Consider the following 15,590-nt stretch of genomic DNA (forward strand, 5'->3'; position numbering starts at 1 on the left):
CAGCTCCCGGCACTCCGGAGCGCTCGGTGCCGTGGGAACCCGGAGGTTTCCGCCTCGTCCGAAAGAGTGACGACGTATCGTCATTTTCGCTCATTTCCGACATGTCATCAAACGATCATTGGCGAAAGTCCGGGGCCAGGGCAGGTCCGCGTCGTCGCCGAGGTTTGCGATCATCCGGCGCGGCACAGTCAGTGCGGCGCTCATCGTTCCAGCCGCGAGATGGGGTAGCTGTCGTACGAGCCCCCCGGGGGACCCCACACGTCACCCGACACAACCGGCGCCCGACGGCTGGACGACAATCTTCACATGGGTGAGACGGCTGGCCTTCGGCGTGGCATCCGGGTGCTGACGCTGCTCGCCAGCATCTCGATCATCGTGATGCTGGTGTTGGCCGTGGTCTCCGCCCTGCGGTCACGTCATGCCGCGACGGAGCGGAGCAGGCATCTGGACCCGGCTGCGACCACCACCGCGATGCTCCTGGCCGACTTTGTCGACCAGGAGAATGCTCTGCGTGGCTACATCATCACCCGGGACCGGGGTTTCCTGGTCCCCTACAACGAGTCCGCCAGGTCCATCCCGGTCCTGACGGCACGGCTGGACGCATTGCTGGCCGACTTCCCTGCGCTGCGCGCACAGCACGGGGAAGTCGGCCAGGCGTACCGGGACTGGCGTCGCGAGGTTGTCCGGCCGGAACTGGTCGCGATGGCGAGAGGAGACACCGCCACCGCCCAGGATATCGTGCGCACCAAAGCGCGCCAGGACTTCGACCTGCTGCGCCGCGAGGTCGCGGAGCTCGCCGCGGCGATCGACCGTGAGCAGGTCGAGGCGTCCGGGCGGGTGGAGAGTGCCTCCGTGCTGCTGCTGAGCTCGCTGGCCAGCGCGATGTTTGTCATCCTCGGCTTCCTGCTGACCATTATGATCATCTCGCGGCGATGGCTGCTCCGCCCGATCGGAGCGTTGCAGCGATCCGTCAACGCGGTGGCCGCCGGTCGCTACGACACCCGGATCCCCTCCGTCGGCCCCAAGGAGATCGTGGAGCTGGCCGCCGACGTCGAGACGATGCGCGCCCAGCTGGTGCGGCTCGTCCGCCAGAACGAGCGGTCGTGGGAGGCCCTGGCCCAGCAGGGACCCGCCGTGATCGCACTGCGGGACGCGCTCACGCCCTCGCTCCTGCGGGCCCGCGGCCTGGTCCTGCACGGCCGGGTCGATCCGGCCGAGGGCGAACTTGCCGGGGACTGGTACGACGCCTTCGAGCTGCCCGACGGGCGGGTCGCCGTCGTGGTCGGTGACGTCTCCGGTCATGGAGCCGCGGCCGGGGTCTTCGCGTTGCGGCTCAAGCAACTGCTCGACGCGGCTCTGTCGACGGAGATCGATCCCGGTCGGGCCCTGGAGTGGACGGTGGACAACCTCGGCGAGATCGAGGAGATGTTCGCGACCGCGATCATTGCCGTCGTCGACCCGCGGACCGGGGACCTGTACTACGTCAACGCCGGTCATCCCGACGCGCTCCTGCTGCGCCGGGCGGTGCCCGGGAACCCCGGGAACATGGCGTCGGCGGGCGAGTCGCCCGTGGGCGAGGTGTGGGTGGGTGAGCTGCCCACAGGCAAGGTACCTGCGGACGCGGTGCTTCCCGACGAGGCATCCTCACCCCAGGTACCCGCTCCGACCGCTCACCTGGTCGGACCCCGCGATCCCGCCCGGCCGGGATGCGGCCCCGGTGACGGGGCGGGCGGATCCGTCATGGCGGCTGCTGTTGGATCCGCGCAGGCCGTCGGATCCGCGCAGGCCGTCGGATCGGCCTGCGGGCCGGGGGATGGGGCGAACGGTGCCGGCCCCGGGTCCGGTCGGGTGCCGGGAGCCGGTTCCATCGTCGGTTCCCGGCTGGGAACGGCGCAGGTCGTTCGGCTGCCTCCGACGGGCCCGTTGATGTCGAGCCTGCTCGCGGAGCCCGGGGCGTGGGGAATCCAGACGCTGCGGCTCGAACCGGGCGACGTGCTCTTCGCCTACACCGACGGACTGGTGGAGGCACGTGACGAGGCCGGGCGGCAGTTCGGGCTGCACCGGCTGATCGCCGAGATCCTGCGCGATCCCACGCGCACGCCGGTGGCGCTGCTCGACGACGCCTTCGACGCGGTTCGCCGGTACGCGCCCGGACGGCAGGGCGACGACCGTACGGCGATCATCCTCGCCCGTACCGCCCAGCGTGGCTCCACGATCGCGCCCGGAGAGTCATAGCGGCGACATCGGCGTGGTTGCCGGCCATTTCGGGTAGAAGACGCCCATGAACGACGAGTCCGGCCTGGACCGGCCCACCCGCTCGACCCGGTCTCCGCGATCTTTGCGGTCTCCGTCGTCCCGGCTCAGCCCACTGCGGTTGATCGCCGTCGTCGCCGTCGTCGCCGTCGTCGTGCTCGTCCTCGCCGGCATCGCCCTGGTGGCGGGATGGCGGCCGAGCCTGCCGAACCTGTTCGAGGAGAGGACGGTCGACCGCAGTTCCCCGGCGGTGCTGCGTTCCCTGGAAGAGCTGAGCGACTATCACGCCGCCAGCGCCCACTTCGAGGTGGTGGTCGACCTCGAGAAGGACAGCAAGTGGATCCCTGATGCGCTGCGCGGCGAGCGCACCCTGTTCGTCGGGGTCGGTACCGTCGACTCGGTGATCAATTTTGGTGCGCTCGGCAAGGACGCGGTCACCGTCTCCCCGGACCGTCGTGCGGTCACCATCGAGTTGCCGAACCCGACGCTGTCCAGGCCCGAGCTGGATCTCGACCACAGCTACGTGGTGGCCCGCCAGCGCGGCGCGCTGAACCGCGTCGGCGGGTTGTTCGGTGGGGTCGGCACCGACCAGGAGCTCTACCGGACCGCGTCGGCGCGGATGACCGACGCGGCGAAGACGGACGGTCAGGTGCTCGAGCTGGGCAGGAAGAACNCCNCCGCCATGCTGCGCGGTCTACTCGGCGCGCTGGGCTTTACCGACGTCAGGGTGACCTACGCAGCCGACCGCCGCTAGGCGAACGGAGTGCTCAGTCCGTCGCGGTCAGCCTGCCTTCGTCAGCCCGGCGACCTGTCTTCGTCAGCCCGGCGACCACCCGGTCGATCTCGGCCCGGAAATGCTCCGAGATCTTGATGATGTGCGGTTCGCGGAGCAGGTAGAAATGCTCACACGGAACGAAATGGGTGTCATGGCTCCCGGTGAGGAATGCCGACCATGCGTCCTCCGGGTCCGGATTCTCCGCCGATCGGTACACGAGGGTCCGGCCGGGCCATGGCCGCGGTCGGTAGAAACGTTCGAGAAGCCGCCCGTGGTTGAAGAAGACGTCGAACTGCTCGAGCCCGCCGAACTGTACGACCCCGGTGAGCGGAATCTGCACCATTTTCTTGAGGGTCGCCTTGCTGGTGAAGTTCGCCCGCTGTTCCGGTAGCAGCTTCTGGGTGAACCGCGCCAGCCGGCCGCGGTAACCGCGCGCGTGGTCCTCGGCTGCCTTCGACGACCCGGCGGCGCCGCCCGACCCGGCGGCGCTACCCGACCCGGCCGACTCGATCCGCAGCGAGGCCGGCAGGTAGGTGTCCATGATGGACAGGAAACCGACCTCCTCTCCCGCGGCGGCGAGCTGCTGGGCGATCTCCATGGCGATCAGGCCACCCAGCGAGTGCCCGGCGAGCAGGTAGGGACCCCGGGGAGCCAGGACGCGGATGATCTCCAGGTGGCGGCGGGCGGTCCGCGCGACGCTCCAGTCCGGGACGCCCCGCCGCTCCAGCCCATGCGCCTGGAAGGCGTAGACCGGCTGGTCGTCGCCGAGGCGGCGGGCCAGTGAGTGGAAGCCGAGGGCGAGCGCGCCGGCCCCGGCGAAGCAGAACAGCGGCGGCCGCGAGCCGGTGGTGCGCAGGGGGACGACGGTGGGGTGTCGCGGACCCGACTGCTGCGCGAGTGACAGCGCGCGGGCGAACTCGCCCAGCGTCGGCGCGTCGACCAGCGCCGATGACGGCATGGTGATCCCGAGCTTCTCCGCGACCAGGGTGAGCAGCTCGTTCGCGGCCAGGGAGTCGCCGCCGAGCTCCATGAAGTCGTCCCCGATGCCGACCTCCTCGAGATCGAGGACCCGCGTCCAGATGTCGGCGACGACGATCTCCCACTGCGTTCTCGGCCGGGCGGAGACGGCCGGGGCCTCCGGCGGGGGCGGCAGCGCGCCCCGGTCCACCTTGCCGCGTTCGTTGCGGGGCAGTTCCGCCAGGGGGATGATCGTCGTCGGGACCATCCAGACCGGCAGCTTCTCGCGTAGCCTCCGCCGGATTCGGACCGGGGACAGGGTGTTGCCGTGTACCGCCGGCACGACATAGGCGACCAGCCGGTTCCGCGCCGAAGGATGCGCGACGGCGGTGACGACCGCCTCGGCGATCTCCGCGGAGCTCAGCAGCGCCGCCTCCACCTCGCTCGGTTCGACGAGATAGCCGCGGATCTTCACCGCCGCGTCCCGGCGGCCGAGCAGGATCAGCGTGCCGTTGGGTTCGAACCGGCCGACGTCGCCGGTCCGGCAGGTGGTCCGGCCATCGGTGAGCGGGGTGAAGCGGGACGTCGTCATCTCCGCGTTCCCCCAGTACCCGGCCGACAGGTAGGCCGAGGTGACCTCCACGTCGCCTACCTCGCCGGGATCGGCGGGCGTGCCGTCCTCGCGACGCAGTACCACCTCCTTGCCGGTCGCCGGCAGGCCGGCGGGTACCGTGCCCGCGGGCGGCTGCGTGCCCGGCGGGACCTCGAAGAAGCCGAGGGATGCGATCTCGGAGGCACCGGACCAGTTCACGTAGGTACACGCCGGTGGCACGTGCGGCCGCAGCGCCGTGATGTCGCGTCCGTAGACGGCCTCCCCGCACGTGGTCACGATCCGCAGGTCGGCGAGGACCTGGTCCGGTTCGAGCGAGCCGACGAGGGAGCGCAGCAGAGACGGAGTGGTCTGCAGCGCGGTCAGGTGCTGCGAGGAGATCCAGTCGGCGAGGCCGCTCAGGCCCGCCGCCCGTGGATCATAGGCATACACCCCGGCCCCGTTGAGTAGACCGAACACCACCACGGTGATGCCGGCGGCGAACGAGTACGGCAGCACGAGGGCCAGCCGGTCGCCCGGCGCGAAACCGAGACGTTCGGCGCCGGCGTAGGCGTCGCACAGGAACGTGCCGTTTGTCCACACCACGCCCTTGGGCGCGCCGGTCGAACCGGAGGTGAACACGATGCAGGCCGGATCGTCGACCAGCGGCTGCGGCCACCAGACCGCGTCCGCGCCGTTTGCCGCGATCCACCGGGCGCCGTCCGCGGCCGCCGCGGCGAGGTCCAGGACGTGGCGGGGGNCGCCCCCNGCCNGCGCGGNGNGCAGGGNGNCCGGATTCACGCTGGATTCGGCCGTGGCGTTCGAACCGTTGGTCCCCACCGGCCGCAGGCCCACCGTCGAGCGGGCCACGGAACTGTCGCCCAGGTCGGTCAGCAGGGCCACGCAGCCGGCCTGCCGAACGATCTGCGCCATCCGCTCGGCGGGCACCATCGGATCCAGCGGGACGACCGGGCGTCCGGTTTTCAGTACGCCCAGTACGCCCAGCAGGCCGGCCACGCTGTGCGGCAGCAGGGTCGCGACCGGACCGTCCTCGTTCGCGTCGAGGCGGCCGAGGACCGCCATCGCGATGTCATCGGTCCGGCGATCAGCCTCGGCGAAGGTCATGACGACGCCGGGCGAGACCAGCGCGGGTGTATCGGGCAGGTGCGTGGCGACCTCCCGGAACCGGCTGACCACCGAGGCCGGCAGGTCGTCGAAGTGCNACGCCGGGAAGAACGCGCCACCTTCAGGCGTCGCGACCGCAAGGGACGCGCGCCGACCGCTTTCGTTCAAAGCCACTCCCTCGTCCTGTCCTCTCTCGGCGTCATCGGCTCACAGCGGATGACGATGATCTTGTATCCTCGCCGGTCCTCATCTCGTCAACCGGATGCGGCTGGTTACCCCTGATCGGGGGGCGGACCTCGAATCCCGTATGGTCACGGATGCGCCGGGGCCGGGGCCGGTGCCGGGTGGCTGCGCGTTGGGACGGGCCGTTTGTGGTAACTCCGTCCAACAATCTCGTACGGTGCTGCCTCGTACGGTGCTGCAACCGTTCGCTCGTGGTACACGAACAGCCTCCCCAACACGCAGTCCGGTATGGCGCGTGCGACTTTATACCACGGTGCTGTGGCTATCTTGTGGTCACTCCCGGTAACCCTCACTCAAGGGGTAGTTTGTCGGTGGTAATCGGGCTTCGGGTATGTACGGCGCAAACGATTTGCCGTGATCCCGGACTAATTTGATCCCGGGTCGGCGGTTCGGCTGATGGTGCCCGGATCCGGTGCCGCCATTCCGCGGTGTCACGGCGTCACGGCGGCCCGGAGCCCGCGGCGGCCCGGCGCCCGCGGCGTCACGGCGGCCCGGAGCCCGCGGCGGGCCGGAGCCGGGGCCCCGCCGCCCGGCCGCCCGGGGTCGGCCGCTGCGACCGTTCGCCGTTTCGGTGTTCTGCCTCACATCCAACAAATTCCTTACCCCCGCTTGCAACAGTAAGGTTGAGCGCCTTAGACTCATGAACTGTGAGAGCGGGAGGCAATCGAACCGAAGGTGATCCACCCAGGGAGCGCCTGAGGCGCGGGAGTGTCCCGATCGGCATCGATGTACAGAGATCGGCCCTAGAAAGATCAATCTTTTGGAGGGGGAGCATCGTGAGCACCTACCTGTGGGACCCGTTTGCCTCGCTGGGGCGTATGGACCGGGAGTTCGACGAGATCGTTCGGCGTGTCTGGGGCCCGCGGCGTCCGGTGCTTACCGGACGGTCGTCGGTCACCGAGTTCGCCGTCCCGTCGGCTGATGTGGTTACTGAGGGAGCGGATGTACTGATCAACCTCGAGCTGCCCGGGGTCGATGTCGAGCGGGACGTCGCGGTCGAGATCGACCGGGGCCGCCTGGTCGTCCGCGGGAAGCGTGCGGCCGGCAGCGAGAGTGAGCACGCCGGTCGCGTACACCGCGAGCGCTGGCACGGTTCCTTCCGCCGGGAGTTCAGGCTTCCCGAGGGCGTGGAGGCGCAGCGGATCTCGGCCACTTACGACCGGGGCATCCTGACGGTCCGTCTCGTCGGCGCGGCGGCGGAGCCCAAGGCGACCCGGATCGAGATCACCCCAGTCGTCGGCGACGCCCGGCCGGCCGAGGTCGTCGAGGGGGGCTCCCCGGGGCTGCCGGCGGAATCAGCGGAGTCCGCGACGCCGCGGTCCGCCGAGCCGGCCACGCCGGCCGCAGCCGGTTCCACCGCCTGAGGACCGCACCCGGCGTGCGGACGCCGACGTCCGCACGCCGGGCAGCGGTTCCCTCGCGCCGGGCGGCCTACCCCGCTGGACCGGTCGATCCTGCCGGGACCGCCCGGCTCAGCGGCGGCGCGGTCCGGTGCCGGTGGAGGAGGTCCGTCCCGGGGCGGACTGTCCGGCCGAGCTGCCACGCGACGGAGGCGGCACCATCGGCCCGATGTCGCCGTCCGGCGCGGTGTCCAGATCGACGATGACGGGAGCGTGGTCGCTCGTCCCGACACCTTTGCGGGCCGCCCGGTCCACCCAGNCCGCGCGCACGCGGCCCGCCACGTCGGCGGTCGCCAGAGCCAGGTCGATGCGCATCCCGAGGTTCTTCGGGAAACACAGCTGGCGGTAGTCCCAGTAGGTGTAGACGACGTCGTCGGGCCAGCGGGCCCGCAGCACATCGATGAGCCCGGCGTCGACGAGTTCCGCGAGTGCCGCGCGTTCCGCCGGGGTGACGTGGGTGGCGCCCTCGAACTGGGTGATGTCCCAGACGTCAACGTCCGTTGGCGCGATGTTGAAATCACCCAACGTCATCACCGCGCCCTGGGTCGTGGCCTCGGCCACCACCTCGCGCAGCGCGGCGAGCCAGGCCAGCTTGTAGGCGTAATGAGGGTCGTCGATGGTCCGGCCGTTGGGCACGTACAGCGACCAGATCCGGATGCCGCCGCAGGTCGCGGCGATGGCGCGAGGCTCGGGACCGGGAAAGCCCGGATCGCCCGGAAGACCCCGCGCGACGTCGTCGAGGGTATCCCGCGACAGAATCGCCACGCCGTTCCACCGGCCGTCGCCGTGATGGGCGACCCGGTAGCCCCGGCGAAACAGATCCTCGTCGAACAGCTCCAGGAAGGCGTCGTCCGCCAGCTTCGTCTCCTGCAGGCACACCACATCCGGCTCGGCCCGGTCGAGCCATTCGATCAGGCGGGCCTGCCGAGCCTTCGCAGAGTTGATGTTCCACGTTGCGATCCGCACATCTGTTGACGGTAGTCCCACGGTCCGACAGGTCTGCCGGGCATGTCGGGTCTGGGATGATGGTCGTCATGGGAATGAGCCGGCGTGTCGACGATGACACTGTCGACAGTGTCATCGTCGACAATGACACTGTGGGCCAAGGCGCTGTTGCTGGCCGGCCGTACGTCATCTGCAGCTGCGCGATGTCGTTGGATGGGCACATCGACGACAGCTCGGCTGAGCGGATGATCCTCTCCAGTGCCGCCGATCTCGACCGGGTGGACGAGGTGCGTGCCGGCTGTGACGCGATCCTCGTCGGCGCGGCCACTGTCCGGCGGGACAATCCCCGTCTCGCCGTGCGCGCGCAGCACCGTCGGGTGGCGCGAGAGGCGGCCGGACGCCCGCCCACGCCGATCAAGGTCGTGCTGTCCGGCGGGGGAGACCTCGATCCGAGCGCTCGGCTGTTCACCGCCGACCCGGTCGAGACGATCATCTACCGTTGGGCTGGATCATCGTTGGCGATCGCCGAGCCGACCTCGTCTCCCGAGCCGACCTCGTCTCCCGAGCCGACCTCGTCTCCCGAGCCGACCTCGTCTCCCGAGCCGTCGACGCCGCAATCGGCGCCGGCTGCGATCCGCACCGCGCCCGCTACCCGCGCCGCGCGCGTCATCCTGGTCGAACTCCCCGGTCGGCCCCGGGTCGAGGTCGCCGCCATCCTGACCGATCTCGCCCGGCGTGGCGTCCGTCGGCTGCTGGTGGAGGGTGGTACCTCGCTGCATACGGCCTTCCTCACCGCCGGCCTGGTCGACGAGCTGCATCTCACCGTCGCCCCGTTCTTCGTCGGCGAGCGCGATGCGCCGACCTTCGTGGGACCGGGGGTCTTTCCCAACGACGTCCACTCGCCCCTTCGCCTTGCCGAGGTCCGACAACTCGACGATGTGGTTTTTCTTCGGTATCTGGCACCGACGTCTCACTAAGCGCCGTGGTCCGGCGGCTCGATCGCTTCCGGGCCGGCGCGGATCAGCAACGCCGGCCAGGTGGCAGGCTTTCGCCCCCATCGCGGGGACGTCGTCGGCTGGGCCCAGGCCGCCGATCGGACGATGCACGCGGTCGTCTGGCGGGGTCGGAGGATCATCGATCTTGGGACGCTGGGCGGCCGCGGCAGCCTGGCGACGGCGGTCAACAACCGCGGTCAGGCCGTCGGTTCCGCCCGCCTGCCCGACGGCGGCACCCGTGCGGCCCGCTGGAACTGATTCGATTTCCACCACCCGCCCACCACATTTCCTCGTTCCCCGGACCGGTCGGTGTCCGGGTCCAGCACGCTCCAACCCGTCGTGGCCCGTCTCATGGCCGTCAGCTTTCGGACATGTTGCGGAAGGGGCAGGAAAATTCCCTCTGTACAGGCACACTATGGTGCGTCTGGCGATCGAAGGAGCGAGGGAGAGTGCTGGTGGTTCCGACCCCGCTTCATGTCACCACCCCCGCGGGGGAGGTGACGCTCACCGGAGACAAGCCGGTCGTGGTGGGGCGGGCCCGTGCGGCCGACATTGTGATCAACGATGGCCGGGTGTCGCGCCGGCATCTGGTGCTGCATCCCGACGTCGGCGGATGGCGGATCGAGGACATCAGCGCCAACGGTCTGTGGCGGGATGGCTGCCGTGTGGGCGGTCTCGCCGTCTCCGGGGAGCTTCGGCTCCGGCTCGGCGCGGTGGACGGACCCGAGGTGGTGCTCGTTCCGCGTCCGGCCCCGCCGATGATCCCGCCGACCGCGCCGACCCACAGCCCGGGCGGGGCGCCCATCCCCCTTGCCGGCCCGTCGCCCTCGTCTTGGCCGTCGCCGTCGCTGCCATCGCCGCCGGGCGCGGCGGTGCCGGGCATGGAATGGTGGTCCGAACCGGCGCCGGGCGCTGCGTCGGCGCCCGTCCCGTCGGCGCCCGCGCAGTCGGGCGGGCCCGACCCGGCCGTGGGGCAGGCGACGATGGTGCACGACCGGCGGCGCGTGTATCCGCTGACGATCGGACGGGTGCGGATGGGCCGCTCCCGCGACAACGACATCAACGTGGGCGACCTGCTTGCCTCCCGCCATCACGCCGAGCTGCATATCTCGGTGGCCGGCGTCGAGCTCATCGACCTCGCCTCCGCCAACGGCACCTTCGTCAACGGCCATCGGGTCACCCGGGCACGGGTGATACAACGCGACATCATCGCCATCGGCCATCATCTGTTCCAGCTCGAGGGAAACTCGCTCGTCGAATACGTCGACTCCGGTGACGTGGCCTTCGAGGCGCAGGCGCTGTCGGTGTGGGCCGGCACCAAGCAGCTCATGCACGACATGACCTTCCGGCTGCCAGGCCGTTCCCTGCTCGGTGTCGTTGGACCGAGCGGGGCCGGCAAGTCCACGCTGCTCAACGCTCTCACCGGCTTCCGACCGGCGGACCAGGGATCGGTGATCTACGCGGGACGTGACCTCTACGCCGAGTACGACGAGTTGCGACGCCGGATCGGGTACGTGCCGCAGGCCGACCCGCTGCATGACCAGCTTACCGTGCGTGAGGCTCTGGTATACGGCTCGGAACTGCGTTTCCCCGCCGACACCACCGCCAAGGAGCGGCGGGCCCGGGTGGAGGAGGTCATCGGCCAGCTTGGACTGACCGCGCACGCCGACACACCGGTCTCCCGGCTCTCCGGCGGCCAGAAGAAGCGCACCAGCGTCGCGCTGGAGCTGCTCACCCGGCCCTCTTTGCTGTTCCTGGACGAGCCGACCTCCGGTCTGGATCCGGCCAATGACCAGTCCGTGATGGAAACCCTGCGGGGCCTGGCGAAGGGCGGCGGCGCCGGCTCCGGCGACGAGACCGGCCGGACCGTCATCGTCGTCACCCACAGTGTGCTGTTCCTGGACCTGTGCGACTTCATCCTCGTGCTCGCGCCCGGCGGGCACGTGGCCTACTTCGGGCCGGCGGATGGGGCGCTGCGCTTCTTCGGCAAGGAGGACTTCCGCGAGTTCGCGGCGGTGTTCCGCGAGCTCGAGGCCACTCCGGGCGAGGAGATGGCGGAGCGGTTCCGGGACTCGGAGTTCTTCGTACCCTCCGCGATCGTGGCGCCCGCGGTGCGCAAGGCACCGCCGGAGCTGCCCAGCGTGCGCCAGCAGCCGGTCCGGGCCCAGCTCGCGACGCTGACTCGACGGTACTGGCGGGTCGTGCTCGCCGACCGGTCGTACTTACGGCTGATCATCGCCTTCCCGTTCCTGCTCGGCGTCGTCCCGCAGGTGATCCGCGCCCCGGACGGGCTGCGTGCGTTACCCCAGGCACCGAACACCGACGCGACGAAGGTCCTCCTCGTTCTGGTGCTGTGTGCCTGTTTCATGGGCATGGCCAACTCGGTCCGGGAGATCGTCAAGGAGCGGCCGATCTACCGGCGGGAACGCACGATCGGGCTGTCCCGCACCGCCTACCTTGGATCGAAGATCATTCTGCTGACCGGGATCACCACCGCCCAGTGTCTTGTCTTCACCCTGATCGGGCTGGTGGGCCGGACCCCGCCGAGGGCGGTCGTGCTCGGCTCGCCGGTGCTGGAGTGTCTGATCGCGGTGGGGGTCGCGGCGCTCGCCTCGATGATGATCGGTCTGCTGGTCTCGACGCTGATCGACAACGCGGACAAGACCATGCCGATCCTGGTCCTGGTCACGATGGGTCAGCTGGTGTTCTCCGGGGGACTGACCTCGCTGGTCGGGCGTCCCGTGCTGGCGCAGATCAGCCTGCTCGTCCCGGCTCGCTGGGGGTTCGCGGCCCTGGCGTCCACGGACGATCTCAACGACGTCAGCAAGTTCGGTAACGAGACCCTGCGGACCGACCCGACCGACGGGCTGTGGAAGCACAGCGTGACGATCTGGGTCCTCGACATCGTGATCTGCGTGCTGATCGGTGTCGTGGCACTGATCCTCACTGCCGTCATGCTGCGCCGGATCGAACCGAAGGTCACCCGGCCGACGGGTGCCGGGCCAGGGCCGGCCACTGGTCCGGGTTCGGGTTCGGGAGGGTTGTCGGGAGGGTTGTCGGGTCCGCGGCTGTATGGCACCGGGGTTCCCCCGGCGCACGGTTCCAGGACCGGTCGGTCCATGCCGCTGCGCGGCTGAGCGGTCAGTCCTCCCCGTAGCCCACGCCCCGGAGCAGGTATCCCGGCGATCTCCCTCGCGAGCCGGGCCGTGAGGGGGACCGCTATGCCCCTATATGTGGGTCGACGTGGCGCGAGTGGCCGCAAATCCAAAACCCCCCGCAGCGACCGGTTATCGTAGCGATAAGGTGAGCCGACCGAAGTTCGCTCGCGGTGGGGGATTGGGTATGGAGATCGTCTTCTTGTGCGAGCAGTATCCGCCGATCATCTGGGACGGGGCGGGAGTCTACACACACGACATCGCTCACGCCCTGGTCGCGCTCGGTCATCGGGTTCATATCCTTTGCGCCCAGGGGCGCTACCGCACGGACGAAGATCATGACGGAGTGATGGTGCACCGGCGGCCGCTCCTGCGGTTGCCCGTCACCAGGTTTCTCGGTCCGCTCGGCCGGTCGTTTCAGGGGGAGAACCATCCTCGCGATTCGCTCTCCCTGCGGTTCGTTCTCGCGGTCTCCTATGCTTTTTGGCTGCGTCGTCTCGGTCTGCGTCCCGACGTGATCGAGACTCAGGACGGCGAGACCCGGGGCCTGCGTACCGCCCTGCGCCGCGATATTCCCCTCGTGATCCACCTGCACACCCCGACGATGATGGACGTGCGTCTGCGGGACGGCCGGCTGCACGGCAGGGGCGCGGTGGCCGACCGGATCGACCGGTTCTCCGCGCTGCGCGCCGACGCGCGCACCGCTCCCTCCGAGCTGATCGTCACCACGCTGCGCGGTTTCGGCTGGCTGGATAAGGACACCGACGCGGACGTCATTCCTTACCCGTTCGACCGGTCCCCGTACATGGAGGTGGCTTCGCCCCGGCACACCGACCCGACGTTGCTCGTCGTCGGACGGCTCGAATGGCGCAAGGGGCTGGACGTCCTGATCGAGGCGGCCGCGCTGCTGAAGAAACGGGGTGTCGAGGTAACGGTGGTCTTCGCCGGTCAGTCCTCGGGCACGATCGAGGGCGTGGCGACCGGGACCTGGCTGGAGCAGCAGGCGGTCAAACTCGGCGTCACCTGCCGTTTCGCCGGCCACCTGACCCGTCCCGAGCTGGTCAAGGCCTATGAGGAGGCACGGGTNGTCGTCGTGCCGAGCCGGTTCGAGAGCTTCTCCATCGCGGGTCTCGAAGGAATGGCCTCGGGACGCCCGGTCGTCGCGACCGCGACGACCGGGGTGGCCACCTGGGTGGCGAAATGGAAGGGCGGCACGGTCGTTCCGCCGGAGGACGCCCCCGCACTCGCCGACGCCCTGGAACCTTTCCTCACCGACCCGGAGCTCGCGGAGACGGTGGGTGCCCGCGGTCGGGTCGGCACCGCCGAGCTCGAGCCGCTGCGTATCGCCGCCCTGCGGGAGAAGGTCTACCAGAAGGCCATCGACCGTTTGCGGGCGCGCCACGGAAAAACCTCCGCCGTGGCATGAGGGTAGCGACCCGGATCATCGATTGCCGGTCACGAACCTGATCCAGGCGAAAACCCTAGGGTAGGGTCATGAGCGGTCTGTGCGGTGTCTCCCTGGAACATCCGATCATGAACGCGGCTGGCACCTGCAAGACCGCCGAGGATGTCGAGACGTTCGCCCGGTCGGCGGTCTCGATGATCGTCGTTGGTTCGATTACCCGGGAACCGCGGTCAGGTAACTCCGGCAACGTCTACTGGCCCGGCCGGGTCTACTCGTTGAACGCGCTCGGGCTTCCCAACCGCGGGCTGGACTACTATGCCGCGCATCTGCCCGGTATGGTGCGGCGCGCTCACCGGGCGGGCAAGCCGTTGACCGTCAGCGTCGCCGGGTTCGGTGTTGACGAGTACCGCGAGATCTCCGCGGTCGTGGCGCGGACCGGGGTCGACCTGATCGAACTGAACCTGGCCTGCCCGAACATCTGGGACGGCGGAACGCAGAAACGCATCGCCTGCTTCGATCCCGGGCACACCGCGACGATCTGCACGGCGGTGGGCGACACGCTGGTGGCGCAGGCTGGTGCCGATCCGGCCCGACGCGTCCCCTACGGAGTCAAGATCTCGCCGTTCTCCGATCCGTCGGCCCTGGTGGAGCTCGCAACGGTGATCGATGAGGTTGCCGCGCGTCCCGGTGGCCCGCGGTTTGTCACGGCGGTGAACACCTTCCCCAACGCCTTCGCCGTTGACGATGCGCACCGACCAGTCGTCGACGTCGAGCTCGCCGGTATGAGCGGGCCGGCGCTCAAGCCCGTCGGGCTCGGTCAGGTGCGCCAGCTACGCCGCCTGCTCCCGGAGAGTGTGGACATCATCGGGGTTGGGGGTGTGACCGGCGGTCGTGACGTCGCCGACTACCTGCTGGCCGGGGCCACCGCGGTCCAGGCCGCCACCGCGTTCTGGAACCGTGCGGAGGATCCGGCCGTCTTCGGTGCCATTCTGTCCGACTGGATCGACCACACCGACCCGGCCGTCCCCTGAAAAGGGTTTCATGCGTGTTTTCCGTATATCTTCCCGACATATTTTTTTCACGTCCTCGGCACGGGAGCCTGTCGCGCCGGATCAGCCTCCGGCTGCCGCGTTTCTCGGTGCCGCTCGGCCCGGCTGCTCGGCGGTGTTCTCCGGGCCGTTTCCCGGGACCAGGGAGATCCGCCGGTCCGGCGGTGGAAACGTCAGCCGGAACGTGAAGGCGGTGGCGGTCGGGCCGTGGGCCCGCAGGTGACGAACCCGGTCCTCGGCCTCGTCCGTCCCCGGCCGATGCCCGGCGGGTACCCACCACAGGGCGTTGGTCGNCCGCTGGATGGGATGAAACCACTCGCGCCGACGGTGTAGGAACGCCCCGTGGCCGCTATGGAAGACGAAGTTGGCCAGTGCCTCCACCGACTCCCACACGGTCAGGTTCACGATGATCGCATGGTCGCCGTCGCCCTCCCACACGAACGTGCGCACGGCGGTGTCGCCATCCTCGGGCCGCGGGCGCCAGACGACACCAGACTGCCGGTCGCCGAGCGTGTTGGTGGGGGTGAGACCGGCGACGAAGTCGGTCAGCGCGGAGGAGCCGGGCGGCGCGAGCAGTCGGGCGATGTTCACCTGGGCCAGATGGTAACCCGTCATGAAGGCAGCCTAGGGAGGTTGTCGCGCCGCCGCCAGGAATATCGGTCAATTACCGGTCGATCATGATCGGCGAGTCGGCGGGTG

At 69.6% G+C, this 15,590-nt stretch carries 11 protein-coding genes; 8 read left to right on the forward strand and 3 right to left on the reverse strand.

Translation table 11 applies throughout. The features are described 5' to 3' along the window. The first annotated feature begins 306 nt into the window (after nt 1–306). Both ALLO2_RS04935 and ALLO2_RS04940 read left to right on the forward strand, forming a co-directional pair. On the forward strand, nt 307–2,235 hold the full coding sequence (locus tag ALLO2_RS04935) for a PP2C family protein-serine/threonine phosphatase (RefSeq protein WP_023840461.1): 1,929 nt from the start codon (nt 307–309) through the stop codon (nt 2,233–2,235). Between the two features lie 46 nt (nt 2,236–2,281). Further along, nucleotides 2,282–3,007: a DUF4230 domain-containing protein gene (locus tag ALLO2_RS04940; RefSeq protein ID WP_035730014.1), complete on the forward strand. Its 726-nt coding sequence runs from the start codon at nt 2,282–2,284 to the stop codon at nt 3,005–3,007. Between the two features lie 13 nt (nt 3,008–3,020). On the opposite strand, the gene ALLO2_RS04945 is transcribed toward ALLO2_RS04940, so the two are convergent. Continuing rightward, nucleotides 3,021–5,873, reverse strand: coding sequence for a non-ribosomal peptide synthetase (locus ALLO2_RS04945; RefSeq protein WP_232234890.1), 2,853 nt, complete (start codon nt 5,871–5,873; stop codon nt 3,021–3,023). Nucleotides 5,874–6,718: 845 nt separating this feature from the next. Here ALLO2_RS04945 and ALLO2_RS04950 point away from each other — a divergent pair. After that, a complete protein-coding gene (locus ALLO2_RS04950; RefSeq protein WP_011435625.1) occupies nt 6,719–7,306 on the forward strand; it encodes an Hsp20/alpha crystallin family protein in 588 nt (195 codons plus the stop codon). Nucleotides 7,307–7,414: 108 nt separating this feature from the next. Here the strand turns inward: ALLO2_RS04950 and ALLO2_RS04955 are convergent, their stop codons facing one another. Continuing rightward, nucleotides 7,415–8,308 carry an exodeoxyribonuclease III gene (locus ALLO2_RS04955; RefSeq protein WP_035730017.1) on the reverse strand — a complete coding sequence of 298 codons (894 nt, stop codon included), beginning with the start codon at nt 8,306–8,308 and terminating at the stop codon, nt 7,415–7,417. Nucleotides 8,309–8,376: 68 nt separating this feature from the next. Between ALLO2_RS04955 and ALLO2_RS04960 the strand changes: the two genes are divergently transcribed. The 5 genes from ALLO2_RS04960 (at nt 8,377) to ALLO2_RS04980 (ending at nt 14,873) form a co-directional block, all read left to right on the forward strand. After that, nucleotides 8,377–9,264, forward strand: a complete 888-nt coding sequence (locus tag ALLO2_RS04960; RefSeq protein ID WP_051874903.1) for a dihydrofolate reductase family protein — start codon at nt 8,377–8,379, stop codon at nt 9,262–9,264. Nucleotides 9,265–9,324: 60 nt separating this feature from the next. Beyond that, on the forward strand, nt 9,325–9,540 hold the full coding sequence (locus ALLO2_RS26180; RefSeq protein ID WP_011435628.1) for a hypothetical protein: 216 nt from the start codon (nt 9,325–9,327) through the stop codon (nt 9,538–9,540). A 191-nt stretch (nt 9,541–9,731) separates the two neighbouring features. Then, a complete protein-coding gene (locus ALLO2_RS04970) occupies nt 9,732–12,419 on the forward strand; it encodes an ATP-binding cassette domain-containing protein (RefSeq protein ID WP_011435629.1) in 2,688 nt (895 codons plus the stop codon). Between the two features lie 205 nt (nt 12,420–12,624). Continuing rightward, the gene (locus tag ALLO2_RS04975) at nt 12,625–13,863 is read left to right on the forward strand and encodes a glycosyltransferase family 4 protein (protein WP_011435630.1); all 1,239 of its coding nucleotides are present in this window, start codon (nt 12,625–12,627) and stop codon (nt 13,861–13,863) included. 68 nt (nt 13,864–13,931) lie between these two features. Next, complete coding sequence (locus tag ALLO2_RS04980; RefSeq protein WP_011435631.1) at nt 13,932–14,873, forward strand: dihydroorotate oxidase; 942 nt, start codon at nt 13,932–13,934, stop codon at nt 14,871–14,873. Between the two features lie 81 nt (nt 14,874–14,954). Here the strand turns inward: ALLO2_RS04980 and ALLO2_RS04985 are convergent, their stop codons facing one another. Further along, nucleotides 14,955–15,506 carry a DUF3291 domain-containing protein gene (locus tag ALLO2_RS04985; RefSeq protein ID WP_035730020.1) on the reverse strand — a complete coding sequence of 184 codons (552 nt, stop codon included), beginning with the start codon at nt 15,504–15,506 and terminating at the stop codon, nt 14,955–14,957. Nucleotides 15,507–15,590: the final 84 nt, after the last annotated feature.

Origin of the sequence: Frankia sp. Allo2 (assembly GCF_000733325.1) — a bacterium.
GTDB lineage: Bacteria > Actinomycetota > Actinomycetes > Frankiales > Frankiaceae > Frankia > Frankia casuarinae.

Bases quoted from the DNA above. Each gene is read 5' to 3' on its own strand.
- ALLO2_RS04980 (WP_011435631.1), top strand. From the start codon at position 13,932: ATGAGCGGTCTGTGCGGTGTCTCCCTGGAACATCCGATCATGAACGCG.
- ALLO2_RS04935 (WP_023840461.1), top strand. From the start codon at position 307: ATGGGTGAGACGGCTGGCCTTCGGCGTGGCATCCGGGTGCTGACGCTG.
- ALLO2_RS04960 (WP_051874903.1), top strand. From the start codon at position 8,377: ATGGGAATGAGCCGGCGTGTCGACGATGACACTGTCGACAGTGTCATC.